Source organism: Ralstonia sp. RL, assembly GCF_001683835.1.
In the GTDB taxonomy this organism is placed as follows: domain Bacteria; phylum Pseudomonadota; class Gammaproteobacteria; order Burkholderiales; family Burkholderiaceae; genus Ralstonia; species Ralstonia mannitolilytica.
Genome location: NZ_LWRX01000116.1, coordinates 1 through 23,017, shown reverse-complemented (window position 1 = coordinate 23,017; position 23,017 = coordinate 1). Strand labels below are relative to the sequence as shown.

At 65.9% G+C, this 23,017-nt stretch carries 23 protein-coding genes; 19 read left to right on the top strand and 4 right to left on the bottom strand.

Annotated elements, in window-relative coordinates:
* Positions 1-40: 40 nt before the first annotated feature.
* Entirely contained in the window at positions 41-595 is a 555-nt protein-coding gene (locus A6M56_RS10905; RefSeq protein ID WP_102079324.1) for a surface-adhesin E family protein, read from the top strand.
* Positions 596-643: 48 nt separating this feature from the next.
* Here A6M56_RS10905 and A6M56_RS10900 read toward each other — a convergent pair whose 3' ends face one another.
* Positions 644-952 (bottom strand): hypothetical protein, encoded by a 309-nt coding sequence (locus tag A6M56_RS10900; protein WP_257983858.1) that lies wholly within the window; start codon positions 950-952, stop codon positions 644-646.
* A gap of 256 nt (positions 953-1,208) precedes the next feature.
* Here A6M56_RS10900 and aspT point away from each other — a divergent pair, with 256 nt between their 5' ends.
* Positions 1,209-2,894 carry an aspartate-alanine antiporter gene (aspT, locus tag A6M56_RS10895; RefSeq protein ID WP_102079326.1) on the top strand — a complete coding sequence of 562 codons (1,686 nt, stop codon included), beginning with the start codon at positions 1,209-1,211 and terminating at the stop codon, positions 2,892-2,894.
* 69 nt (positions 2,895-2,963) lie between these two features.
* Complete coding sequence (locus A6M56_RS10890; protein WP_102079327.1) at positions 2,964-4,589, top strand: bifunctional aspartate transaminase/aspartate 4-decarboxylase; 1,626 nt, start codon at positions 2,964-2,966, stop codon at positions 4,587-4,589.
* Between the two features lie 13 nt (positions 4,590-4,602).
* Here the strand turns inward: A6M56_RS10890 and A6M56_RS10885 are convergent, their stop codons facing one another.
* Together A6M56_RS10885 and A6M56_RS10880 are read right to left on the bottom strand one after the other, a co-directional pair.
* Positions 4,603-5,553: an alpha/beta fold hydrolase gene (locus tag A6M56_RS10885; RefSeq protein WP_286758129.1), complete on the bottom strand. Its 951-nt coding sequence runs from the start codon at positions 5,551-5,553 to the stop codon at positions 4,603-4,605.
* A gap of 81 nt (positions 5,554-5,634) precedes the next feature.
* On the bottom strand, positions 5,635-6,555 hold the full coding sequence (locus tag A6M56_RS10880; protein WP_045218392.1) for a LysR family transcriptional regulator: 921 nt from the start codon (positions 6,553-6,555) through the stop codon (positions 5,635-5,637).
* Between the two features lie 106 nt (positions 6,556-6,661).
* On the opposite strand from A6M56_RS10880, the gene A6M56_RS10875 reads away from it, so the two are divergent.
* The 16 genes from A6M56_RS10875 to A6M56_RS10800 all read left to right on the top strand — a co-directional run bounded on the left by A6M56_RS10875 (position 6,662) and on the right by A6M56_RS10800 (position 21,967).
* Positions 6,662-6,901, top strand: a complete 240-nt coding sequence (locus tag A6M56_RS10875) for a DUF2798 domain-containing protein (protein WP_102079329.1) — start codon at positions 6,662-6,664, stop codon at positions 6,899-6,901.
* A 322-nt stretch (positions 6,902-7,223) separates the two neighbouring features.
* Positions 7,224-7,685 (top strand): GNAT family N-acetyltransferase, encoded by a 462-nt coding sequence (locus A6M56_RS10870; RefSeq protein WP_102079330.1) that lies wholly within the window; start codon positions 7,224-7,226, stop codon positions 7,683-7,685.
* Positions 7,686-7,891: 206 nt separating this feature from the next.
* Positions 7,892-8,209, top strand: coding sequence for a recombinase-like helix-turn-helix domain-containing protein (locus tag A6M56_RS10865; protein WP_180964194.1), 318 nt, complete (start codon positions 7,892-7,894; stop codon positions 8,207-8,209).
* An 81-nt stretch (positions 8,210-8,290) separates the two neighbouring features.
* On the top strand, positions 8,291-9,358 hold the full coding sequence (locus tag A6M56_RS10860; protein ID WP_045218384.1) for a Rieske 2Fe-2S domain-containing protein: 1,068 nt from the start codon (positions 8,291-8,293) through the stop codon (positions 9,356-9,358).
* Complete coding sequence (locus A6M56_RS10855) at positions 9,351-10,124, top strand: SDR family oxidoreductase (protein WP_045218382.1); 774 nt, start codon at positions 9,351-9,353, stop codon at positions 10,122-10,124. The genes A6M56_RS10860 and A6M56_RS10855 overlap by 8 nt, the downstream gene beginning before the upstream one ends.
* A 50-nt stretch (positions 10,125-10,174) precedes the next feature.
* Complete coding sequence (locus A6M56_RS10850) at positions 10,175-10,711, top strand: cupin domain-containing protein (RefSeq protein WP_045218380.1); 537 nt, start codon at positions 10,175-10,177, stop codon at positions 10,709-10,711.
* A gap of 4 nt (positions 10,712-10,715) precedes the next feature.
* Positions 10,716-11,618: an alpha/beta fold hydrolase gene (locus A6M56_RS10845; RefSeq protein ID WP_062738184.1), complete on the top strand. Its 903-nt coding sequence runs from the start codon at positions 10,716-10,718 to the stop codon at positions 11,616-11,618.
* A 13-nt stretch (positions 11,619-11,631) separates the two neighbouring features.
* Positions 11,632-12,459: an IclR family transcriptional regulator gene (locus tag A6M56_RS10840; protein WP_045218376.1), complete on the top strand. Its 828-nt coding sequence runs from the start codon at positions 11,632-11,634 to the stop codon at positions 12,457-12,459.
* A gap of 2 nt (positions 12,460-12,461) precedes the next feature.
* Positions 12,462-13,265 carry an SDR family oxidoreductase gene (locus A6M56_RS10835; protein ID WP_102079332.1) on the top strand — a complete coding sequence of 268 codons (804 nt, stop codon included), beginning with the start codon at positions 12,462-12,464 and terminating at the stop codon, positions 13,263-13,265.
* On the top strand, positions 13,258-14,973 hold the full coding sequence (locus A6M56_RS10830; RefSeq protein WP_102079333.1) for a thiamine pyrophosphate-binding protein: 1,716 nt from the start codon (positions 13,258-13,260) through the stop codon (positions 14,971-14,973). The genes A6M56_RS10835 and A6M56_RS10830 overlap by 8 nt, the downstream gene beginning before the upstream one ends.
* Positions 14,974-15,005: 32 nt before the next feature.
* Entirely contained in the window at positions 15,006-15,809 is an 804-nt protein-coding gene (locus tag A6M56_RS10825; RefSeq protein WP_045218362.1) for an aspartate dehydrogenase, read from the top strand.
* 8 nt (positions 15,810-15,817) lie between these two features.
* Positions 15,818-17,299 (top strand): aldehyde dehydrogenase, encoded by a 1,482-nt coding sequence (locus tag A6M56_RS10820; RefSeq protein ID WP_045218360.1) that lies wholly within the window; start codon positions 15,818-15,820, stop codon positions 17,297-17,299.
* 73 nt (positions 17,300-17,372) lie between these two features.
* On the top strand, positions 17,373-18,653 hold the full coding sequence (locus A6M56_RS10815) for an MFS transporter (RefSeq protein WP_102079334.1): 1,281 nt from the start codon (positions 17,373-17,375) through the stop codon (positions 18,651-18,653).
* A gap of 118 nt (positions 18,654-18,771) precedes the next feature.
* Positions 18,772-19,734, top strand: a complete 963-nt coding sequence (locus A6M56_RS10810; RefSeq protein WP_045218356.1) for a VOC family protein — start codon at positions 18,772-18,774, stop codon at positions 19,732-19,734.
* A 22-nt stretch (positions 19,735-19,756) separates the two neighbouring features.
* Positions 19,757-20,713, top strand: coding sequence for a PDR/VanB family oxidoreductase (locus A6M56_RS10805; protein ID WP_062738188.1), 957 nt, complete (start codon positions 19,757-19,759; stop codon positions 20,711-20,713).
* A gap of 156 nt (positions 20,714-20,869) precedes the next feature.
* Positions 20,870-21,967: a porin gene (locus tag A6M56_RS10800; protein WP_045218352.1), complete on the top strand. Its 1,098-nt coding sequence runs from the start codon at positions 20,870-20,872 to the stop codon at positions 21,965-21,967.
* A gap of 67 nt (positions 21,968-22,034) precedes the next feature.
* Here A6M56_RS10800 and A6M56_RS10795 read toward each other — a convergent pair whose 3' ends face one another.
* Positions 22,035-22,913, bottom strand: coding sequence for a 2-hydroxy-3-oxopropionate reductase (locus A6M56_RS10795; RefSeq protein WP_062738189.1), 879 nt, complete (start codon positions 22,911-22,913; stop codon positions 22,035-22,037).
* Between the last annotated feature and the right edge of the window lie 104 nt (positions 22,914-23,017).

Genomic DNA, 23,017 nt, shown 5'->3' with positions numbered 1-23,017 from the left:
AATCGCCCGCTGAGTTTTTTGCAGCAAGGCGAGACACCCCATGAAGACAGGAGGCTGGCGCTGGCAAAGCGCCATCGCAGCGACCGCTCTGGTTGCCGCGCAGTGGGCAGCGATGCCCGTATCCGCAGAAACCATTTCTGCGTCGGCCCCTGTGCCGGCAGCCGCAGCGCAAGCCGCTTCGGCCAATGCGGCACCTGCCCTCGAATCCACCGGCGCCGATTCCCGGTGGCGCCGGTTCGAGAGCATCCACGGCATCGTTTCGTACATCGACCGGCAATCGGTCAAGCCGCAGCCCGGCGCCGCGGCGGATGCCAATTCGCCCACCGTGCACTTCCGGCTGTTGCGCAACGTGCTGCCCGACTTCACGATCAAGACAGCCGATGGGCAGCCCATCCGCTCGTCGGTCAAACAGGTCGTGCTCGATTGCGCGCGACATAGCTACACGGTGATTGCGCAAACGCTCTATCGCGCGCGCAACGCCACCGGCAAGCCGCTCTACCAGATCCACTACGGCGACGAAGCGCAAAGCCGCTCGCTGCGCGAAGGCAGCGTGTTCGAGTGGATCGCCGGGCGCTTTTGCGGCGCGGGCCACTAACGCCTGGGTCGGCAGGGGCGGCGTAAATGCCGCCCGGGGCGTTCCCGTTCAGATGGGCGCAGCTTCGCGGCTGTCGCTTCCGTTCTCGCTTTCGTCGCGGCCCCGCGCGTAGGGCTGCCGCTCCTGCTCAAGCTCCGGATAACGGCGTGAGGCGAAGCCCATGGCGGCTTCGTACGAGCCAAACTGGTTCGATTCGGCGGCCACACCGTCGTTGACCAGGATTGCGTACCACTTCCCGTAGAGCGGGCCGTACACCACGACCTTGCTTTTCATTGTCTTGTCCCTGTTTCTTGTATCGATGGCCGGCAATGCGGTTTGCGCGAAGCGGCGGCTCGAGCCGTCCGGGCGCCAGGTCATGGCGCGCCGTCAGCGTTGTGGCGGACGATGATTACAGTGTGTTACACGCGCGTCAACGTTTGCGTTGGGCGCAATCTTCTAATGCGGAGCGTTGAATATGTGCTCCAGCAGTTAAATTTTGTGAAATTGACATCACCGATGTGTCGCTTCTAACGTCCACGGGCGTGTTGCGCACATATGGCGTGGCGCCTTACGCGATGTCTGTTTGTCTGCTCAACCAGACAAACCTTTAAGACTTTCCGGAGAGTCGCTGCCCATGGATTGGATTCACACCGTGTTCAAAAGCGTGCCGGAGACGGCGCTCTTTCTGTCGCTTGCCATTGGCTACGCAGTCGGCAAGATCAATTTCGGCAAATTTCAAATCGGCGGCGTTGGCGGATCGCTGATTGCTGCGGTGCTGATCAGCCAGTTTGGCGTGACGATCGATTCCGGTGTGAAGAGCATCATGTTCGCGCTCTTCATCTACGCGGTCGGCTACGAAAGCGGGCCGCAATTCTTTAGCTCCCTCAATCGCAGCACACTGCGCGAGATCGCCATGGCGGTGTTTCTCGCGGTGAGTGGCCTGGTCACCATTCTCGTGTGCGGCAAGCTGTTCGGCTTCGACAAGGGCTTGACCGCCGGCATTGCGGCGGGCGGCATGACACAGTCGGCAGTCATTGGCACCGCGGGCGATGCCCTCTCACGCATGGGCCTGGCGGCCGACGAGGTGGCGCATCTGCAGTCGAATGTGGCTATTGGCTATGCAGTGACGTACGTGTTCGGCAGCCTGGGCGCCATCATCATGTGCGTGAACATCCTGCCGCGCCTGATGGGCCGTGAGCTGCGCGATGATGCCAAGAAGGCCGAGCTGGAAATGGCCGGAGGCAAGCGCCCGCTGGAGCAGGGCGAGGTGGCCTCTCTGCCGGCACTGGTCGGACGCGTGTATGACGTGACCACGGGCGCAGGCAAGACCGTGGAGGAAGTCGAGACCACGCTGGACGACGGCATCACCATCGAGCGCATCTTGCGCAACGGCGAGGAAATCGCCATTGAGCCGAAGTCGAAATTGCAGCGCGCCGATCGCGTTTTGCTGATCGGCCGTCGCGAAGCCGCTGCCAAGGCCTGGACGCTGCTGGGCGACGAGTCCACCGTGTCTTCCGACATGGACCAGCCGCTGCAAGTGCGCGATGTCGTGTTCACGCGCAAGGGCGCAAGTCACAAGACGTTGGGCGAGCTGAAGGCACAGGCCACACGCGACATGAAGCACGGCGTGTACATCGCACGCATCACCCGCATGGGCAAAGCCGTGCCGCTGTTGGACGGCACGGTCATGCTGCACGGTGATGTCGTCACCCTGCACGGCGCACCTTCCGATATCAAACGCGCGGCCGCCGAAGTCGGCTATCCCGTGCCGCCGGGCGACAAGACGGACTTCGTCTACCTCGGGCTGGGCGTGCTGGTCGGGTTGTTGATCGGTACGCTGGTGGCAAAGGTGGGCGGCATACCGCTGACGTTGGGCAGTGGGGGCGGGGCGCTACTTTCCGGGCTCGTGTTTGGCTGGCTGCGCGGCAAGCATCCCACCTTCGGCCAGTTGCCGAATGCAGCGTCGCAAATCCTCAAGGACATGGGCTTGGCCGCCTTTGTCGCCTGTGTGGGCCTGGGTTCTGGCGCGCAGGCGTGGGCGACGCTGCAAAAGAGCGGCGTGTCGATCTTCATTGCCGGCGTGATCGTCACGATGGTGCCGTTGATCCTGACTTACCTGTTCGGCCGTTATGTGCTCCGCTACGACAACGTTGCCGTGCTGGCGGGCGCGCTGTCTGGCGCCCGTTCGGCCAACCCCGCGTTTGGCGGCGTGTTGGAGAAAGCCGAGAGCAGTGTGCCGACCATTCCCTTTGCCATTACCTACGCGCTCGCGAACGTGCTGCTGACCCTGCTCGGTCCGCTTGTGATCGCCTTCGCCTGAGCGTCTCCTCAGCCTGCTACCCGCGTGGCGGGCTCTCCTTCGCCAACGCTGCATCCACGGGAATCTGCGATGACCACCAATCCGACGCAAAAATCCAAGGAACTGGAAGCCCTTGGGCAACTGAGCCCGTTTGAACTAAAGGACGTGCTGATCCAGCTCGCGCAGAGCGACTCGCAACGCATGATGCTCAATGCCGGGCGCGGCAATCCGAACTTCCTCGCTTTGGAGCCGCGTCATGGTTTCTTCCAACTGGGCCTGTTCGCACTGGAGGAGTCCGAGCGCTCGTTTTCCTATCTGGCCGAGAGGATTGGCGGCATCCCGACCAAGCAAGGTTTTGAGGCGCGCTTTGAGAGCTTTGCACGTCGCAACGCAGATGTGCCCGGCGTGAAGTTTCTGCATCACGCGGTGTCGTACGTACGCGATCAACTTGGCCTTTCCGCCGAAGACTTTCTGGCGGAGATGGTGAACGGCATTCTCGGTTGCAACTATCCGGTGCCAGACCGCATGCTGAAGATCAGTGAGCAGATTGCCGCGCGCTATCTGAAGCAGGAAATGATCGGCAGTGCGCCGTTTGTCGGCCAGTTTGATCTGTTTGCCGTCGAGGGCGGTACGGCGGCGATGACGTATCTGTTCAGCACGCTCCGGGAGAACTTCCTGCTCAATGCTGGCGACAAGATCGCGCTGGGCATGCCGATTTTCACGCCGTACATCGAGATCCCGGAACTCAACAGCTTCCAGCTCGTCGAGGTCAAGCTGAATGCAGACCCATTCAACGGCTGGCAATACACCGACGAAGAACTCGACAAGCTGCGCGATCCGAGCGTGAAGGCGTTCTTCCTGGTCAACCCCAGCAACCCGCCGTCAGTCAAGATTTCCAAAGACGGCTTGAAGAAGCTCAAAGCCATCGTGGACGAGCGTCACGAGGCCGGCAACGATCTCATCATCCTGACCGATGATGTGTACGGCACGTTTGCGGACGACTTTGTCTCGCTGTTTGCGGTGGCGCCGTACAACACGATCCTGGTGTATTCGTACTCCAAGTACTTCGGGGCGACGGGTTGGCGCCTGGGCACCATCGCCACGCATGAAAACAACGTGCTGGACGATAAGCTGGCCGCGCTGCCCGAAGACAAGCGCAAGATCCTGCACCAGCGCTATGCGTCGATCACGACCGAGCCGGACCAACTCAAGTTCATCGATCGTCTGGTTGCGGATAGTCGAACCGTGGCGCTGAACCACACGGCAGGTCTGTCGACGCCGCAACAGGTGCAGATGGCGCTGTTCTCGCTGTACGCGCTCATGGATCAGCCGAATGCCTACAAGGCGGCGGTCAAGCGCCTGGTGCGCGGGCGCAAGGCTGCTCTGTACCAAGCCATCGGTATCGAGTGTGAGGCTGACGAGAATGACGTCGCCTACTACAACATCCTTGATGCCGAAGTGGTGGGCCGCAAGACCTATGGCGAGGCGTTCGTGCAGTGGTTCAAGACGAAGACCAAACCGGCGGATGTGCTATTCCGCCTGGCCAAGGAGAGTGGCGTCGTGCTGCTGCCCGGCAATGGCTTTGGTGCACTCAACCCGTCGGTGCGCGTGTCGCTGGCCAACCTGAACGAGCCGGACTACATCCGCATCGGTGCAACGCTGCAGCGCTTGCTGGAGGAGTATCACCAGCGCTGGCTGGACGAAGGCGGAAAGTAACGCGCTGACAAGATCAGGCCGGCCCCCGCGTGCCGGCCACGCGGGCCTGCTGCAGTTCAGCGGGCTCCTGGCCGGATTCGACATAGTCGGCGAAGCGGCGGATGTAGTCGGCCACCCACTCGGGGCGACGCAGGGGCAGCCAGTGGCCGGCGTCGACCTCGTGGCGCCAGTAATGCGACACCCAGGCCTCCACAGCGCGCGTCACGGCGGGGCTGACGTAGCGATCGCGCGTCGGCACGATGAGCTGCACTGGCGCATGCGGCGCACGCGCCTGCGGGCGGGCGAGACGGTCGCGAAAATTTGCGCGGTACATTCGCACGCCGTTGCAGGCATCGCGCACAAGCGTCGGTCGCTGGGTTTCGATGCGGATGCCCTCCGTTCTGTGCAGCCACCACGGCCAGGCGCGCGCGACCCACAGCCGCCACGACCATTCCGGCACCAGCGGCAAGTGGAAATACCCCACATACCAGGATTGCAGCCGCTGTTTCCACACCGCACGTTTGGCGGCCCATGTGCCGGTATCGAGCTGTGCGCGCATCCAGTGGCCGACGTGGTCCAGGCACGGGCCCGAGATCGACGTGTAGGACGCGATGCGCCCGCGCAGCCGATCGGTCGTCACCGATTCCCAGCTGTGGATGGAGCCCCAGTCATGCCCGACCAGATGAAAGCGCTCGCCGGGCAGCAGCGCGTCGGCCACGGCGGCCAGGTCGTCGACAAACTGCGGGATGCGATAACCGGCGGTGTCTGCGGGCGCATCTGACAGGCCGGCACCGCGCACGTCGAATGTGAGCACGCGGCGGTCGCGCGCCAGGGTATCGCGCACGCCGTGCCAGACGGAACTGTCGTCCGGATAGCCATGCACAAGCACGATGGCGGGGCGCCGTCGCGCAGAGGCGTCGGCGGGCAGGGTCATGCGGGCATGCAGGCGAAGGTCGCCGGAGCGCACCACGTGGCTGCTGTGCATCGGGTCTCCAGTGAAATGGGCGCGGGAATCTCCAGCCTACGGGCTGATGGGCTGACGCGGCAACGCGTGTTTTTACCCGTTTCAAGCAGTGCCTGAGGCACTCGGGGCGGGTTCGGCCTGCAGCAGCGGCGTGGCTGCCGTGAAGGCTGCCAGATGCTCCAGCAACGTCCGCACCTTGCGTGGCAGCTGTTGCTGCGGCCACACCGCATAGATGGGCCGCTGCGGTGTCCGCCATGCCGGCAGCAGGCGTATCAGCCGGCCCGCCTCCAGCGCCTGGTGGCAGAGCGTGTGCGGACAGTAGAGCAGGCCGAGGCCCGTTTCAGCCAGCGTCACGCCCAGTTCGATGTCGTTCAGGTCGCAGCGTCCATGGGGCTGCAGTTCGATGGTTTCCTCACCGTCGGGTGAGGTGAAGCGCCATGTCGAGAGCGGCGACGACACCAACAAGCGATGCGCTTGCAGGTCATGCGGATGGGTCGGCGCGCCATGCGCGGCCACATACGCCGGCGACCCGACCAGCACCATCCCGATCACGCCGAGCCGCCGCTGCCGCAGCTTCGGGTCGTCTTGCTGGCCGACGCGGATGGCCAGATCGGCGCCATGCCGCCACACGTCTTCATTGCGGTTGCTGAGCGAGAGCTCCAGCCGGATCTCCGGCCATGTCGCCATGAAGCTCGCATAGGCGGGCGCCAGCAGCCCGCGCGACAGGTTCAGCGGTGCCAGCACGCGCAGGGTGCCCTTGACCTGGTTGAGATCGTCGTCCAGCGTGGCCGTGGTTTGCGCAAGCGCGGTCAAGAGCGGGCGGCACTGCTCGTAGTAGAGCTGGCCCTCCGGCGTCGGTTTCAGGCTGCGTGCGCTGCGCAGCAGAAGCTGGCAGCCCAGCGAAGCCTCCAGCTTCTGCAGGCGTCGCGTCAGCGTGGCGGGCGGCAGGTTGGCGTGGCGTGCCGCGGCCTGCAGGCTGCCGTGATCCACGATGGAAACGAAGAGGGCCAGATCGTCAAGCATGATTCCATTTTTGGAATTTAAGTTTCAGTATACGTCTATAGTTTCTGGAAAAGCGGTTGTCTAGTATGCCGTTCATCACATTGATGGCTTTGTCAGGAGAACCGCCATGTCGTTGCCCACTCGCCTTCGTGTCACGTTTGCGTGGTTGATGTCCGGCCTCATGTCGTTGCTGATGACGGGCTGGATCGGCTGGATCAACGCCGGCATCAGCGCCGACTTCCTCGCCCGCTGGGCACACGCCTTCGTGCTGGCGTGGCCGGCCGCCTTCACCATCGTCCTGATCGCCGGGCCTGCGGTGCAGCGGCTGACGCAAGCGCTGGTGACGGCCAACACGGTGCAGCCCTGAAAAGAAAGACGGCCCACCAGGAGGGCCGGCGGGCCGCAAGGTTGACAGCAGGAAAGACCGACGTAGACGGCGCGCGGGATGGATATCGCATCCCGGCGCCGGGGCTGAAACACCCGACCCTTCATCATGATGGCGGCAGCGGCCGCATTTCCCGATGCGGGGTCGCAGCCGGGCCATGGCGCGCACTGTAGAGGGCGCCGGCTTTCAGCAAACTTTCTTCGCCTGCCGAGTCGCATCCGGACTAATCCCAGGAGCGGCTGGGCCCCAAGGCGCCGCATGGCGCGACTGGCACAATGCCAGCTCGCCGATACGGACCGCCATCATGCCCGCCGACCTGCTCATCCGCCCCATCCACCCAGACGACTTTGCCGCCTGGAAACCGCTCTGGGACGGCTACAACGCCTTCTATGGCCGCGCAGGGGATACGGCGTTGCCCGACATCGTCACGCAGACGACGTGGCGGCGCTTCTTCGATGCGTACGAACCGGTCCATGCCATGGTGGCCGAGCGCGATGGGGCATTGCTCGGCATCGTGCATTTCCTCCTCCACCGCAGCACGACGCAGATCCAGCCGACCTGTTACCTCCAGGATCTCTTTACCGCCGGGGTGGCGCGCGGGCAGGGCGTGGGCCGTGCCCTCATTGAAGCGGTGTACCGGCGGGCCGCCGCAGCAGGCGTGCCGCGCGTGTACTGGCAGACACACGAAACCAACGCGACGGCCATGAAGCTGTACGACACCGTGGCCGAAAAGTCCGGCTTCGTCGTCTATCGGAAGTTTTTATAAGCCCCGGAGCGCAGAGCGTCTGACGCCACGGTGGCCGGAAGACCCGCGCCGGATGGGCGATCCGGCCGCATGCCGCCTGAGCGGGTGGCGCTTTTGTACCGCACCATAGGGTAATCCCGCATCTTCGATTTCGAGGACGCGGTCTATAGTGCTACCTGTGTTCCAGATATTAACAGACGTTTCATAGGTAAAACAAGCGAAACGTGATGGAGTCGACAACCATGCAGCCGCAATACAACCCCGACCTGGTTCCCTGGGAGCCGGTTTCTCCGAACAACGTGGCCGGCAAGGGCCGCATCGAGCGCCCGGGCCGCGTTGCCAATCTGGTCTGGCAGACGCGCGCCGCCGAGCCCACCGCCTATGAGAACCAGCTTGGCGATTCACTCGAGGCTGCGTTTCTGGCCGGCGCGCAAACGCCTGCAGACATCGTCGCCGTGTTGAACGAACGCGGCCCGCGCCTGCCCTCCGGGCAAGGCTGGACGGAAGACGCGTTCCTGGCCGAGATGCGCCGCCTGGGCGCGTAAGCCGCAGGGCTGCTCAACACCGATTCGACGCCGCATCGCCCGCAGAAGCGTTCGGCGCAACCCCATCAGACGAGGCAAGCAATGGAAGGCAACAAGGAAGCGCAGAAAGAAGCGCGCATCAATACCGGTCTGCGCAACTACTGGTATCCGGTGGCCGCATCGTGGAATGTGAAGAACGCCCCGGTGGGCATCACGCGCCTGAGCCAGAACATCGTGCTGTGGCGCGATACCGAAGGCCAGGTGCACGCGCTGGAAGACCGCTGCCCGCACCGCGGCGCGCGCCTGTCGATGGGCTGGAACCTGGGCGACCACGTTGCGTGCTGGTACCACGGCGTCGAGGTGAACGGCGAGGGCACCGTGACGAGCGTGCCCGCGGTCGACAACTGCCCGATGGAAGGCAAGACCTGCGTGCGCAGCTACCCGGTGCAGGAACGCGCCGGTGCGATCTTCCTGTGGTTTGGCGACAAGGCCCCGTCGGAGTTTGACGATGCCGTCGGCACGCTGCGCCTGCCCGAAGAGCTGACCAGCGAGGAGCACAGCCACTTCCTCTGCTACGCACACTGGAACGTCAACTACCGCTACGCCATCGACAACGTCATGGACCCGATGCACGGGGCTTATCTGCATGCCGTATCGCACTCGATGGCCAGCGGCGAGAAGAAGGCCGTGATGGAAGTGGTTGAAACCGAGCACGGCATCCTGTTCCAGAAGACCGGCCAGCGCGGCGTGAACTTCGACTGGACCGAGTTTGGCGAGACCGGAACGATGTGGCTGCGCCTGTCGATCCCGTATCAGCCGAAGGTGGGCCCCGGTGGCCCGTTCACCATCATCGGCATCGTCACGCCGGTGGATGAGGCGCACTGCATCGTCTACTTCTGGCGCACGCGCCACGTGCAGGGTTGGCAGCGCGACGTCTGGCGCTTTCTGTATCGCAATCGCCTGGAAGGGCTGCACTGGGACGTGCTGGAGCAGGACCGAGTGGTGCTGGAGTCGATGGCACCCGAGGCGCGCGACCACGAGACGCTGTATCAGCACGACATCGGCATCACGCGCATCCGCCGCATTCTCGCGCGCCGCGCCGCCGCCGAACTGGCCGATGCGCCGGTCGCCATGCTCAAGCCCGTTGCCGCGGAAGCCCAACATGCCTGAGCGTCAATCCACCGCCGCACTGCTGGGCGGCCGCAAGGTGCTCGTCACGGGCGCGGCGCGCGGGCTGGGGTTGGCCTTCGCCAAGGCCATCGCTCAAGCGGGCGGTGCGGTGGCGATGGCCGACATCCTCGGCGAGCGCGTGCAGGAAGAGGCCGCAGCACTGCGCGCGGCAGGCTTCGATGCGCATGGCTTCACGCTTGATCTTGGCGATCCGGCATCCATCCAGGCATGCGCGGCGGCGTCCGTGCAGGCGCTGGGCGGGCTCGACGGGCTGGTCAACAACGCGGCCATCACGAACTCGGGCGGGCGCGACGCCTCGTCGATCGACATCGAGACCTGGGACCGCGTGATGAACGTCAACGTGCGCGGCACCTGGCTGATGACAACGGCCTGCCTGCCCGCGCTGAAGGCGTCCGGCCGTGGGGCCATCGTCAATCTGTCGTCGGACACCCCGCTGTGGGGCGCGCCGAACCTGCTGGCGTATGTGGCGAGCAAGAGCGCCGTCATCGGCATGACCAAGTCTCTGGCGCGCGAATGCGGCGCAGACGGCATCACCGTCAACGCCATCGCGCCGGGCCTGACGCTCGTGGAGGCGACCGAATACGTGCCGGCGCATCGCCATGCGCTGTATCGCGACCAGCGCGCCATTTCGCGCGACCAGTTGCCCGACGACGTCTGCGGCGCCGTGCTGTTCGCGCTGTCGGACCTTTCCCGATTCGTGACGGGCCAGACGCTGGCCGTCAACGGCGGTTTCGTCATGCAGTAATGCACTGACCGCCTCCATCCAGCAACCACACCATTGAGAAGAGGACTTCGATGAGCGATCTCTCCGAACAACAGCAAGTGCAACGCACGTGGGACCGCCCAGAAGGCGCATCGTTTGAAGCGTGGATGAACAGCCGCGTGGCACGTTTCTCCACCCGCCGTTACGACTGGGATGCCCTCAAGTTCCAAGCCGACTACGACCCGAAGTACCGCCGCGCGCAGATGCGCTACCTCGGCACGGGCGGCACGGGCGTCGCCGCTGACACCAATACGGTGCCGGCCGAGCATTTCACGTTCTCCACGATGATCATCCCGGCCGGCCACGAGGGCCCGTCGCATGTGCACACCGACGTGGAGGAGGTGTTCTTCATCCTGCGCGGCAAGATCAAGCTGATCCTCGAGAAGGACGGCGAGCGCTACGAAACCGTGCTGACCGACCGCGATCTCGTTTCCGTGCCGCCCGGCGTGTACCGCGAAGAAATCAACATCGGCGAGGAAGACGCGCTGATGTGCGTGATGCTCGGCGCCAAGAAGCCGGTCACGCCGACGTATCCGCCCGAGCATCCGCTGTCGAAGATCAAGCGTTGATGCCATGAGCGCGCAGGCTGCCATGTCTTCCCGTCCGTTTCGCGTGGCCGATGCACTGGCCGTGCTCGAGGCCGAGTTTGCCGAACGCAGCGTCACGATCAACGCCCAGCGCGATCGCATCGGCTATCGGCAGTGGGGCGGTCGCGGGCCGGTGGTGGTGCTGTTGCACGGCATCAGCTCCAGCGCCGCGTCGTGGCTGCCTTGCGCGCAGGTTCTCTCCCACACCATGCGCGTGTTCGCGTGGGATGCGCCGGGCTATGGCCGATCCACGCCGCTCGAACAAGCCGAGCCGCGCGCTGCCGATTACGCGGTGCGCCTGCAGGCATGGCTGGACGCGCTGCAGGTGAAGCCGGACGTGATCGTCGGACATTCGCTGGGCGCGCTGATGGCTGCGGCCTATGTGGCGCAGGCGCCGGAAGCGCTGCAACCCGGCTGCGTGCTGCTGCTGAATCCCGCGCAGGGTTACGGGCAGCCCGGTCACGAAGACCAGTCCCGCAGTGTGCGGGCCCAGCGCCTTGCCACGCTCGACCGGCTTGGTATCGAGGGCATGGCGGAATCGCGCCACGCGCATCTGCTGCGCCCGGATGCCGGCAGCGAAGAGCGCGCCTGGGTGCGCTGGAACATGCTGCGCCTGAACGACGCCGGTTACCGCCAGGCCGTGGTCATGCTCAGCGGCGACGACATCGGCGCGTATCTGCGCAAGCGCCCCGCCTCAACGCCCGCTGGCGTGGCCTGTGGCGATGTCGACGGCATCACGCCCCCGCAGGGCTGCGAAGCGTTGGCCGACGCCTTCGGCCTGCCTTTCGCGCGGGTGACCGCCGCCGGGCACGCGTCGTACATCGATGCGCCGGATGCCGTTGCCGGCTGGATCGCGCAAGCCGCTTTCTCCCCACTCCAAAACGCCTAAAGCGCCAAGACGTATGAGCAACGACCTCATTCCCGAAGACGTGCAGGAAAAGTACATCGTGCCCGGGCTCGAACGCGGCCTGCGCCTGCTGTGCGAGTTCAGCCACAAAGACCGCGTGCTGTCTGCGCCGGAACTGGCGCGCCGGCTGAAGGTGCCGCGCTCCACGGTGTTCCGCCTGCTGACCACGCTCGAGGTGATGGGCTTCATCGAACGCGTGGACGGCGGCCGGGATTTCCGCCTCGGCATGGCCGTGCTGCGCCTCGGGTTCGAATATCTCGCCTCGCTCGAGTTGACCGAACTTGGCCGTCCGCTGCTCGACCGCCTGCGCGACGACATTCACTATCCGTGCAACCTTGTCGTGCGCGATGGCCGCTCGATCGTCTACGTGGCGAAATCGGTGGCGCCGACGCCGTTCACCAGTTCGGTCAACGTCGGTACGCGCCTGCCCGCGCACGCCACGGTGCTGGGGCGCGTGCTGCTGGCAGACCTGTCGCTGGCCGAGCTGCGCCAGCTGTATCCGGAGCCCCAGCTGGAGGCATTCACCGCCAACACGCCGCGCACCGTGGAAGACCTGTTCGAGATGGTGCAGCGCGACCGCGAACACGGCTACGTGCTCGAAGAGGGCTTCTTCGAGGCCAACATCTCGACGATCGCGGCGCCGGTGCTCGACCGCGCCGGCAAGATCGTCGCCGCGCTCGGTACGACGATCCCGTCGCCGCGCATCGACCCCGCGCAGCTCGATCCCATGATCGACAAGGTGCGCGCCGCCGCAGACGAGCTCTCTTACCTGCTCGACTACCGCCCGGCCAGCGGCAAGGTTGTCAACCTGTTCGGGGAGTGACCATGCCGATGATCGACCTGACCGGCAAGACGGCCGTGGTGACGGGGGGCTCCTCCGGCATCGGCCTTGCCACCGTCGAGCTGCTGCTGGAAGCCGGCGCCGCCGTGGCGTTGTGCGGACGCAATGCCGAGCGATTGGCCGCGGCCGAAGACACGCTGCGCAGCCGCTTTCCCGCCGCCCGGCTGCTTGCCGCCGCGTGCGACGTGCTCGACGCCGCGCAGACGGCTGCCTTTGCGCGGTCGGTCGAGCAGGAACTCGGTCCCGTCGACATGCTCGTCAACAACGCCGGCCAGGGCCGCGTCTCGACCTTTGCCGACACCGACGACGCAGCGTGGACGCAAGAGCTGCACCTGAAGTTCTTCTCCGTCATTCATCCGACGCGCGCATTCCTGCCGCAACTGGAGCGCTCGCCTCACGGCGCGATCGTCTGCGTGAATTCGCTGCTGGCGCAGCAGCCCGAGCCGCACATGGTGGCCACGTCGGCCGCGCGCGCGGGTGTGCTGAACCTCGTGCGCTCCATGGCGACCGAGTTTGCGCCCAAGGGCGTGCGGGTCAACGGCATCCTCATCGGGCTGGTGGAGTCCGGCCAATGGCGGCGCCGCTTCGAGGCGCGCCCTGAAGAAGACCGCCACCTCGACTGGGCCGCGTGGACGCGCCGCCTGGCCGTGCAGAAACACATTCCCCTCGGCCGCCTGGGCCTGCCCGAAGAGGCAGCCCGCGCCATTCTGTTCCTTGCCTCGCCGTTGTCTTCGTACACCACGGGCACCCATATCGATATCTCCGGAGGACACTCCCGTCATGCGTAACGAACAACAACTGGTCACGGTGGGCTGCGCGATTGCCGCCTTCCTGGAAGCCTGCGAGGTCAAGGCCGCCTTCGGCGTGATCTCGATCCACAACATGCCCATCCTCGACGCGATGGGCGAGCGCGGCAAGATCCGCTTCATCCCGGCGCGTGGCGAGGCGGGCGGCACCAACATGGCCGATGCCTATGCCCGCACCACGGGCGGTCTGGGTGTGTGCCTGACCAGCACCGGCACGGCCGCGGGCAACGCGGCCGGCGCGATGGTGGAAGCGCTGACCGCGGGCACGCCGCTGCTGCACATCACCGGCCAGATCGAAACGCCGTACCTGGACCAGAGCCTGGCCTACATCCACGAGGCGCCGGATCAGCTCACCATGCTCAAGGCCGTGTCGAAGGCGGCGTTCCGCGTGCGCAGCGCCGACACCGCGATCAGCACGATGAAGCTCGCCGTGCAGACCGCGCTGACGGCCCCGACCGGCCCCGTGAGCGTGGAGATTCCGATCGACATCCAGGCCGCGCTGATCCCGATGCCGGACGACCTGCGTCCGCTGCAGGTGCCGCAGCACGTGCCGTCGGCGCATGCTCTGGATGAGCTCGCCGAGCGCCTGTCGCGCGCGCGCCGCCCGATGTTGTGGCTGGGCGGCGGCGCCCGCCATGCCGCCAGGCAGGTCAAGCGCCTGCTGGACCTCGGCTTCGGCGTAGTGACCAGCACGCAGGGCCGCGGCATCGTGCCGGAAGACGACCCGCGCTCGCTGGGCGCCTTCAACCTGCACAAGCCGGTCGAAGCGTTCTATCAGACCTGCGACGCCATGCTCGTCGTCGGCTCGCGTCTGCGCGGCAACGAAACGCTCAAGTACGAGCTGAAGCTGCCGCGCCCGCTGTACCGCATCGATGCCGATGCTTCGGCGGAAGGCCGCTGCTATGCCAGCGACTACTTCGTCTGCGGCGACTCCGCCCTCGCACTGGACGGGCTGGCCGACCGGCTCGAACAGAAGATGCAGATCGACGCCGCGTTTGCAGGCGACCTGCGCGCGGCGCACGACCAGGCGGTGGGCGCGCTGGTCGATGGTCTCGGTCCGTATGCCGCGCTGGTGGAATCCTTGCAGGTCGCGGTGGGCCGCGAGTTCAACTGGGTGCGCGACGTGACGGTGTCGAACAGCACGTGGGGCAATCGCCAGCTGCGCATCTTCGACTCGCGTGCGGGCGTGCATGCGCTGGGCGGCGGCATCGGCCAGGGTCTGGCGATGGGCATCGGCGCGGCCATCGGTGCGGCCGCCACCGGATCGGGCAAGAAGACCTTCTGCCTCGCGGGCGATGGCGGTTTCATCCTGAACCTCGGTGAGCTGGCAACGGCCGTGCAGGAGCGCGCCGACCTCGTCATCGTGCTCATGAACGACAAGGGCTACGGCGTCATCAAGAACATCCAGGACGCGCAGTACGGCGGCCGCCGCCATTACGTCGATCTGCACACGCCCGACTACGCGGAGCTCGCCAGGTCGTTGCGGCTGCGCCATCGCCGCGTGTCGAACCTCGCAGACGTGGGCGCTGCGCTGAACGAGGCCACGACGGGCGAGGGCCCGTTCCTGCTCGAGATCGACATGCTCTCCATCGGCAGCTTCAAGACAGCGTTTGCCGGCCCGCCGGTCAACCAGCAGGCGCCGAGCGGCCAGGGCGAACGCGCCGCCGAACGCATCACGGTGGTGGCGTGAGCCCGCAAGCGAGCCGAACCAAGGAGCCGGACATGCTGCATGTATCGATGGTCGGTTGCGGCGCGATCGGGCAGAGCGTGCTGGAGCTGCTCAAGAGCGATCCGGACGTCTGCTTTGACGCGGTCATCGTGCCCGAGCACGCGATGGACAAGGCGCGCGAGGCCATCGCTCCGTTTGCGCCTCATGCACGCGTGACGACGCACCTGGGCGCCGATGCGCATCCCGACCTGCTGGTGGAGTGTGCGGGGCACGATGCGCTCGAAGAGCACGTGTTGCCGGCGCTGGAGCAGGGCATCGACTGCCTCGTGGTATCGGTGGGCGCGCTGTCGGAACCGGGGCTGGCGGAACGTCTCGAGGCTGCGGCGCGGCGCGGCCACGCGCAGGTGCAGTTGCTGTCGGGTGCCATCGGCGCCATCGATGCGCTGGCCGCCGCACGCGTGGGCGGGCTGGACGCCGTCACCTACACCGGCCGCAAGCCCCCGCGCGCGTGGAAGGACACGCCGGCCGAGGGCGAGTTCGACCTCGATGCGCTGCGCGAGCCTACCGTGATCTTCGAAGGCAACGCCCGTGAGGCCGCGCGGCTGTTCCCGAAGAACGCCAATGTGGCGGCCACGCTGTCGCTGGCGGGCCTCGGGCTCGAGCACACGCACGTGAAGCTGCTGGCCGATCCCACCGTCGACGAAAACATCCATCACGTCGAGGCGCGCGGCGCCTTTGGCGGCTTCGAGCTGACCATGCGCGGCAAGCCGCTGGCGGCCAACCCCAAGACTTCCGCGCTGACGGTGTTCAGCGTGGTGCGTGCGCTGGGCAACCGTGCGCACGCCGTTTCGATCTGAGCCCCATCATGAACGCAATCACAACGACGTTGCTTCCCATCTGCATCGCAGGCGAATGGCGCCTCGGCACGGGCGAGCGCTACGCGACGCGCTATCCGGCCACGGGTGAAGTCGTGGCCGAGCTGAACGCAGCCAGCGTGGCCGATGTGGAAGAGGCCGTCGCCGGCGCCTACCGCGCATTCCTCTCGAGCGGCTGGGCGCAGCGCAAGCCCCACGAGCGTGCGGCCGTGCTGTACCGCGTGGCTGAACTGATCCGCTCGCGCAGCGAAGCCCTGGCCCAGCGCCAGCGGCTGGACAACGGCAAGCCGATCAACGAGACGCGTGCGCTGGTGGCCAGCGCGGCCGGTACGTTCCAGTTCTTTGCCGCGGCATGCGAGACGCTCGAAGAATCGCTCACCCCGCCGCGCGGCGACTGCCTGACGATGAGCGTGCACGAGCCCATGGGCGTGGTGGCCGCCATCACGCCGTGGAATTCGCCCATCGCCAGCGAGGCGCAGAAGATGGCGCCCGCGCTGGCAGCCGGCAACGCCGTCGTCGTGAAGCCGGCCGAGGTGACGCCGCTGATGGCGCTGGAGCTCGCCGCGATCTGCGAAGAGGCCGGCGTGCCCAAGGGCCTGATCAGCGTGCTGCCGGGCAAAGGTTCGGTCATCGGCGATGCGATCACGAAGCATCCGCTGGTGCGCCGCGTGTCGTTCACGGGCGGCACGACCACGGGCAAGCACATCGCGCACATCGCCGCCGACAAGATGATGCCGGTGTCGCTGGAGCTGGGCGGGAAGTCTCCGACGATGGTGTTTGAAGACGCCGATCTGGACCACGCCGTCAACGGGGTGCTGTACGGCATCTTCAGTTCGTCGGGCGAGTCGTGCATCGCGGGCTCGCGCCTGTTCGTGGCGCGTTCGCTGTACGAGCCGTTCATGGACCGCCTGGCTGCCGCCACCGCACGCCTGCGCGTGGGCAACCCCGCCGACGAGGCCACGCAGATGGGGCCGCTGATCACTGAGCGCCATCGCCAGACCATCGAATCGTACGTGGCGATGGGCGTGGAAGAGGGTGGCCATCTGCGCACGGGCGGGCTGCGTCCGCAGGTTGCCGGCTGCGAGTCGGGCTATTTCTACATGCCGACCATCATCGAAGGCCTCACCAACCGCGCACGCATCTGCCAGGAAGAGATCTTCGGCCCCGTGCTCGTGGCCATGCCGTTTGAAGACGAGGACGAACTGATCGAGCAGGCCAACGACAGCGTCTACGCGCTGGCCGCGGGCGTCTGGACGCGCGACTACAAGCGCGCCTGGCGCATCGGCCGCGCCGTGCAGGCCGGCAACGTGTGGATCAACACGTACAAGCAGTTCTCGATTTCCACGCCGTTTGGCGGCTGGCGCGACAGCGGCCTCGGCCGCGAGAAGGGGCGCCTGGGCATCCTGCAATACATGGAGCAGAAGAGCCTCTACTGGGGCCTGAACGAAGAACCGCTGGCCTGGGCCAACTGACGCCCGGCAGTGTGGAGGAGACCAAGATGAAAACGATTCTGACGCAAGCATCGGTCACGCAAGGGAGCGTGCAATGAACTCGAACGCGCAACGGTGGCTCGGTGTGATCACGCTGTTCCTGGTGGTCGCCATTTCATATGTCGACCGCATCAACATCGCCGTGCTCATCACGCAGCACGACTTTCTGCAGCACATGGGCATCGCCGCCAATGACCGCAGCAGCCAGGGCCTGCTGGCCACGGCATTCATGGCCGGTTACGGGTTGTCTGCCATTGTGTTCACGCCTTTCTGCGCCGCGCTGTTCGGCGTGCGCCGCAGCCTGATCTACGGGCTGACCCTGTGGGGCGTGATCACCATCGCGTCGCCGTGGTTCCACAGCTATATGGAACTTCTCGCGTCGCGCTTCATTCTCGGCTTCGCCGAAGGACCGTTGTTCTCGCTGGGTGCGTCCTACATCAAGGCCCATTTCGACAGCAAGGAAAGCGGCAAGCCGAATGCGATCTTCAACATGGGCACGGGTATCGGCCTGGCGGTCGGGTATCCGCTGGTCGGCTACGCCATTGCCAGCGCTGACTGGGAGTCCTCGTTCCACCTGCTGGGCCTGTGCAACCTGGTGCTCGGCATTCCGCTGGTGCTGGCCTTTGTTCGCATGCCGGCGCGCTATGCGGCGCTGCCGCGGCCGGAGTCGTTTCCGGCGGCGCTGAGCACGGTGGGCGACATGTTCCGCGGGGCCTTCCACACGCGGCATATCTTCACGATGACGGTGCTCACTGCGGCCTTCCTGGCGTACCTGTGGGGCAGCAGCAACTGGATGCCGACGTATCTGAAGGAAGCGCGCGGCTTTTCGCTGCGCGAGATGGGGTGGATGGCGTCGATGCCGCAGTACGCGGCGGTGCTCGGCGTGCTGCTCGGCGGCCTGTTGCTGGATGTCATTCCGCGCCGGCGTGTGCCCCTGGTGTTCGTGCTGGGCAGCCTGGGCGTGGCGGTGGCAGTGCTGCTGGCCATCAACAGTACCGACCGCTATGCCGCGGCCTATTGGCTGACCGCGGCCAGCCTGTTCTGGGGCCTGCAGAGCCCAGCCATTCCGAGCACGGTGCAGTTCAACGCCGCGCCGCAGCACGTTGCCTGCGCCTTCGGTGTCGTCAACGGCGTGGGCAGCCTCGTGGCAGGGTTCATGCCGGCCGTCATGGGCGTCGTGATCGGGCTTGGCAGCGGCGGCGGCCTTGCCGCCGGCTTTGGCAGCCTGGTGGGCACGCAGCTGATCGTGCTGCTCTGCGGTCTGGCCCTGCTGCGCGGCGGAGCGCAGGCCGCACCGGCCGTTCCGGGCGCCGTGCATCCCGTCACCGGCAAGTGACGCGATCCGGCTTCGCATGGGGCGCGTTGCGCCATCGCAGTGCGGAGCACGGCGCATCCAATGAATCACAGTCACTGGTGGCCGCTGAAGGCCACGCGGTGCACAGCAGGAGATGAAGATGAACACCATTCGTGGCATCGACGAGATCGTCTACGGTGCAGACGACCTCGCCGCATGCAAGCAGTTCTTTCTCGATTGGGGCCTCGCGCTGCAATCCGAAGACGCCAGCGGGCTGCTGTTCGAAACGCTCAATGGTTGCCGCGTGCGCGTCAAGCGCAGCGATGACGCCGCATTGCCGCCCGCCATGGAAGCCGGCCCGACGCTGCGCGAAGTGGTGTGGGGTGCCGATTCGCAAGCCGTGCTCGACCGCCTGGCCGACGCACTTGCAGATCAGCCCGGCTACGTCCATGCCGACGGCCGCGTCGGCTGCACCGACCCGAACGGCCTGGCGGTGCGTGTGCAGGTCAGCATCAAGCGCGACGTCGACGTGCAATGCGCGGCGATGAACACCTGGAACGACAAACCGCGCCGCAACCAGCCGAGCCCGATCTACGAACGCGCCACGCCCATCGAGGTCGGCCACGTGGTGTTCTTCGTCAAGGACGTGGCGGCCACCGAGCGCTTCTACATCGACAAGCTCGGGTTCGTGCCGTCAGACCACTACCCGGGGCGCGGCGCGTTCCTGCGCTGCGAGCCGGAAGGCGGCCATCACGATCTGTTCCTGCTGCAGACGCCGCAGGCCAGGAGCGGGCTCAACCACGTCGCGTTTACGGTGCGCGACATCCACGAAGTGTTCGGCGGCGGCATGCAGATGTCCCGCTGCGGATGGGATACGCAGCTCGGCCCGGGCCGGCACCCGATTTCTTCCGCGTACTTCTGGTACTTCAAGAACCCGGCCGGCGGCCTGATCGAGTACTACGCCGACGAAGACCAGCTCGACGCCGAATGGCAGCCGCGCGATTTCGAGCCGGGCCCCACCGTCTTTGCCGAGTGGGCCATCGAAGGCGGTATCGACGGCAACACGCGCCGGCAGAAGAACGCCGCCGGCCCGGAGGGCAAGTTCCTCACGGAAAAGCGCTGAACTGGAAGCAGAGAGACGTGCCATGAGTACCCATCCTCCCCTTACGTTGCGCGTGCAGGCCATGCGCCACGAAGCCCAGGGCATCGTCAGCGTGGAGCTGCGCGATGTCGATGGCAGGACGCTGCCGGAATATGCGCCCGGTGCGCATATCGACCTGCACCTGGGCAACGGCCTGGTGCGCAGCTATTCGCTGTGCGGTGCGCCGGAAGTGCGCGACCGCTATGTGGTCGGCGTGCTGCTCGATCGCAACAGCCGTGGCGGTTCGCGCTACGTGCACGAACAATTGCGCGTGGGGTCGACGCTGAAGATCGGCGGTCCGCGCAACCACTTTGAACTCGATGAGAGCGCACCCCGCACGGTGCTGGTGGCAGGCGGCATCGGCGTCACGCCGATCGTCTGCATGGCGCGGCGCCTGGCCGAGCACGGCAGGCCGTTCTCGATGCTGTACTGCGCGCGCTCGCGCGCCGAGGCCGCGTTTGCCGATGAACTGGCCGCGCACGGCGATGCGGTGCGCTTCCATTTCGACGCCGATGCCGGCGGCCCGCCTGACCTGAAGGCGCTGCTGGCAGGCCACCCGGCCGACACGCATTTTTACTGCTGCGGCCCGGGCCCGATGTTGCGCGCCTTTGAAGCTGCGTGCGAGGCGCTCGGCTACACCAACGTCCACATCGAACGCTTTGCGGCTGACGCGTCCGTCTCTTCGGTGCAAGAAGGTGAATACGCGGTCAAGCTCGCCCGCACGGGCACCGAGCTGCACGTGCCGGCCGGCAAGTCGCTGCTCGATGCGCTGCTGGAGATTGGCGTGGAAGTGGAGCACAGCTGCAAGGAGGGCGTGTGCGGCTCGTGCGAGACGCGCGTGCTGGAAGGCGAGCCCGACCACCGCGACAGCGTGCTCTCCAAGAGCGAGCGCGAATCGAACCAGACGATGATGGTTTGCGTTTCCGGCTGCAAGGGCAAGCGGCTGGTGATTGATCTGTAACCGTTGGGGCGCCGGCCTGACCAGCCGAGCGCTCTTTTTTTTTGCTCACGGTCTTTTCTTAAACAGCGTTTCATATACGAAACAACCACAACCAGCTCGTCCACCAAGACGGCAACAACGGGTGGGGCCGGTACCCCAGCCACCGGAGGAAACAACATGAGGAAGACACTGTTTGTCATGGCCGCAATGGGCCTGGCCGGCACGGCAGCCGCGCAGGGCAGCGTGACGCTGTACGGCAGCATCGATGAGGGCGTGGCCTACATCAACAGCTTGAAGAGCGGCACCACCAGCGGGTCGGCCATGCGCCTTGATCCGGGCACGATGCAGCCGGACCGCTTCGGCTTGCGCGGTACGGAAGACCTGGGTGGCGGCACGCAGGCCATCTTCCAGCTGGAATCGGGCTTCCTGGGCGACAGCGGCAACAGCGTGGTGGCAGGCAAGCTGTTCAACCGCACCGCGTGGGTGGGGCTGAGCAACGAGCGACTGGGCAACATCCAGCTCGGCCATCAGGCAGACTTCATGTTCGATTACCTCGGGCGCCTGAGCAACGGCTTCCAGCTGACCAACTTCTATCTGTTCCACCCGGGCAACTTCGACAACCTGGCCAACCAGTTCCAGATCGATAACGCCGTGCGCTATGTCTCGCCCATCTTTGGCGGTCTGCAGCTCGGGGGCATGTACGGCTTTGGCGAGGTGCCGGGCTCCGCGTCCAGGAGCCGCAGCTACAGCCTGGGGGCGTACTACAGCAACGGCGGCTTCCGCGCGGCGGCGGCTTACACGGCCTCCAACGATCGCGCGCTGGACATCGCAGGGCGCCTGGGCATCACGAATACACTCGGCACGACGCTGGCGCCGGGCATGACGCCGATGAGCTCGGTCAAGTCGTTCGGCGGTGGCGCGCTGTACCAGCTCAGCGGCCTGCCGCTGCAGGTCAACGCGGTGTACACGCAGACGCGCATCACGCTCGGCGGCGCCAACGCCCGCGCCCAGAACGTCGACCTCGGTACCGCGTGGCACTACAGCGCGGCCAACACGCTCAACGTGGGCTACACCTTCAGCAAGTACGAAGGCGCCCGCTGGAACCAGTTCAGCGTGGGCAACGTGTACGCGTTCTCCAAGCGTACGCAGGTGTATCTGCAGGGCACGTACCAGCGCGCATCGGGCGATGCCCAGTACGCGACCATCAACGGCGCAGGCGTTTCGGGCCGGCGCAACCAGCTCGTCGTCAGCACGGGGGTGCACCACTCGTTCTGATCCGCACCGCATGCGCCGTCGGCAAGTTGTCCGGCGGCGCATTGCATTGGCGCACAGGCGCGCGCGATCAGGCGACGCTGTGATTGGCCATCAGTTCCAGCGCACGCACCATGGCGGAGTGGTCCCATGCCTTGCCGCCGTTCGCTGCGCATACGCTGAAGAGCTGTTGCGCGCTGGCCGTGTTCGGCAGCGCGATGCCGAGCTTGCGCGCGCCTTCCAGGGCAAGGTTCAGGTCCTTCTGATGAAGCTCGATGCGAAAGCCCGGGTCGAACGTGCGCTTGATCATGCGCTCGCCATGCACTTCAAGAATGCGCGACGAAGCAAAGCCGCCCATCAGTGCCTCGCGCACGCGTGCCGGATCGGCGCCGGCCTTGGATGCAAACACGAGCGCTTCGCCCACCGCTTCGATCGTCAGCGCGACGATGATCTGGTTGGCGACCTTGCACGTTTGGCCGGCCCCCGATTCGCCCACATGCGTGATGTTCTTGCCCATCAGCGCGAACAGCGGCCTGGCGCGCTCGAACGCCGCGGCCTTGCCGCCGACCATGATGGTGAGCGTGGCGTCGCGTGCGCCCACCTCGCCGCCGGAAACGGGCGCATCGAGGTAGTCGGCGCCGAGCGCCTCGATGCGCTTGGCAAAGGCCTGCGTCTCGATGGGCGAGATGGAACTCATGTCGATGAAGAGCTTGCCGGCCGTGAGGCCCTGGGCGACGCCGTCTTCGGCAAACAGCACGTTCGCCACGTCGGCCGTGTCCGGCACCATGGCGATGACGATGTCGGCCGCCTGCGCAACCGCGGCCGAGCTCTCGACGACGGTGGCGCGTGCGCGCAGGTCGTCGGGCACGGAATGTCTGCCGCTCACGACAAGCGTGTGGTCGCCCTTGAGCAGGTTGCGGGCCATGTGGGCGCCCATGATGCCCAGTCCGATGAATCCGATGGTTGCCATGATGTGTTTCCGAGTGAGGACGTCTGCGAGTCAATGTGGATGCGAACGCATGGCAAGCATAGTGCGTCACCCCGTTCCCCACGATCAAGCGGCGCACGATGCCC

Bases quoted from the DNA above. Each gene is read 5' to 3' on its own strand.
- A6M56_RS10905 (WP_102079324.1), top strand. From the start codon at position 41: ATGAAGACAGGAGGCTGGCGCTGGCAAAGCGCCATCGCAGCGACCGCT.
- A6M56_RS10900 (WP_257983858.1), bottom strand. From the start codon at position 952: ATGACCTGGCGCCCGGACGGCTCGAGCCGCCGCTTCGCGCAAACCGCA.
- aspT (WP_102079326.1), top strand. From the start codon at position 1,209: ATGGATTGGATTCACACCGTGTTCAAAAGCGTGCCGGAGACGGCGCTC.
- A6M56_RS10890 (WP_102079327.1), top strand. From the start codon at position 2,964: ATGACCACCAATCCGACGCAAAAATCCAAGGAACTGGAAGCCCTTGGG.
- A6M56_RS10885 (WP_286758129.1), bottom strand. From the start codon at position 5,553: ATGCACAGCAGCCACGTGGTGCGCTCCGGCGACCTTCGCCTGCATGCC.
- A6M56_RS10880 (WP_045218392.1), bottom strand. From the start codon at position 6,555: ATGCTTGACGATCTGGCCCTCTTCGTTTCCATCGTGGATCACGGCAGC.
- A6M56_RS10875 (WP_102079329.1), top strand. From the start codon at position 6,662: ATGTCGTTGCCCACTCGCCTTCGTGTCACGTTTGCGTGGTTGATGTCC.
- A6M56_RS10870 (WP_102079330.1), top strand. From the start codon at position 7,224: ATGCCCGCCGACCTGCTCATCCGCCCCATCCACCCAGACGACTTTGCC.
- A6M56_RS10865 (WP_180964194.1), top strand. From the start codon at position 7,892: ATGGAGTCGACAACCATGCAGCCGCAATACAACCCCGACCTGGTTCCC.
- A6M56_RS10860 (WP_045218384.1), top strand. From the start codon at position 8,291: ATGGAAGGCAACAAGGAAGCGCAGAAAGAAGCGCGCATCAATACCGGT.
- A6M56_RS10855 (WP_045218382.1), top strand. From the start codon at position 9,351: ATGCCTGAGCGTCAATCCACCGCCGCACTGCTGGGCGGCCGCAAGGTG.
- A6M56_RS10850 (WP_045218380.1), top strand. From the start codon at position 10,175: ATGAGCGATCTCTCCGAACAACAGCAAGTGCAACGCACGTGGGACCGC.
- A6M56_RS10845 (WP_062738184.1), top strand. From the start codon at position 10,716: ATGAGCGCGCAGGCTGCCATGTCTTCCCGTCCGTTTCGCGTGGCCGAT.
- A6M56_RS10840 (WP_045218376.1), top strand. From the start codon at position 11,632: ATGAGCAACGACCTCATTCCCGAAGACGTGCAGGAAAAGTACATCGTG.
- A6M56_RS10835 (WP_102079332.1), top strand. From the start codon at position 12,462: ATGCCGATGATCGACCTGACCGGCAAGACGGCCGTGGTGACGGGGGGC.
- A6M56_RS10830 (WP_102079333.1), top strand. From the start codon at position 13,258: ATGCGTAACGAACAACAACTGGTCACGGTGGGCTGCGCGATTGCCGCC.
- A6M56_RS10825 (WP_045218362.1), top strand. From the start codon at position 15,006: ATGCTGCATGTATCGATGGTCGGTTGCGGCGCGATCGGGCAGAGCGTG.
- A6M56_RS10820 (WP_045218360.1), top strand. From the start codon at position 15,818: ATGAACGCAATCACAACGACGTTGCTTCCCATCTGCATCGCAGGCGAA.
- A6M56_RS10815 (WP_102079334.1), top strand. From the start codon at position 17,373: ATGAACTCGAACGCGCAACGGTGGCTCGGTGTGATCACGCTGTTCCTG.
- A6M56_RS10810 (WP_045218356.1), top strand. From the start codon at position 18,772: ATGAACACCATTCGTGGCATCGACGAGATCGTCTACGGTGCAGACGAC.
- A6M56_RS10805 (WP_062738188.1), top strand. From the start codon at position 19,757: ATGAGTACCCATCCTCCCCTTACGTTGCGCGTGCAGGCCATGCGCCAC.
- A6M56_RS10800 (WP_045218352.1), top strand. From the start codon at position 20,870: ATGAGGAAGACACTGTTTGTCATGGCCGCAATGGGCCTGGCCGGCACG.
- A6M56_RS10795 (WP_062738189.1), bottom strand. From the start codon at position 22,913: ATGGCAACCATCGGATTCATCGGACTGGGCATCATGGGCGCCCACATG.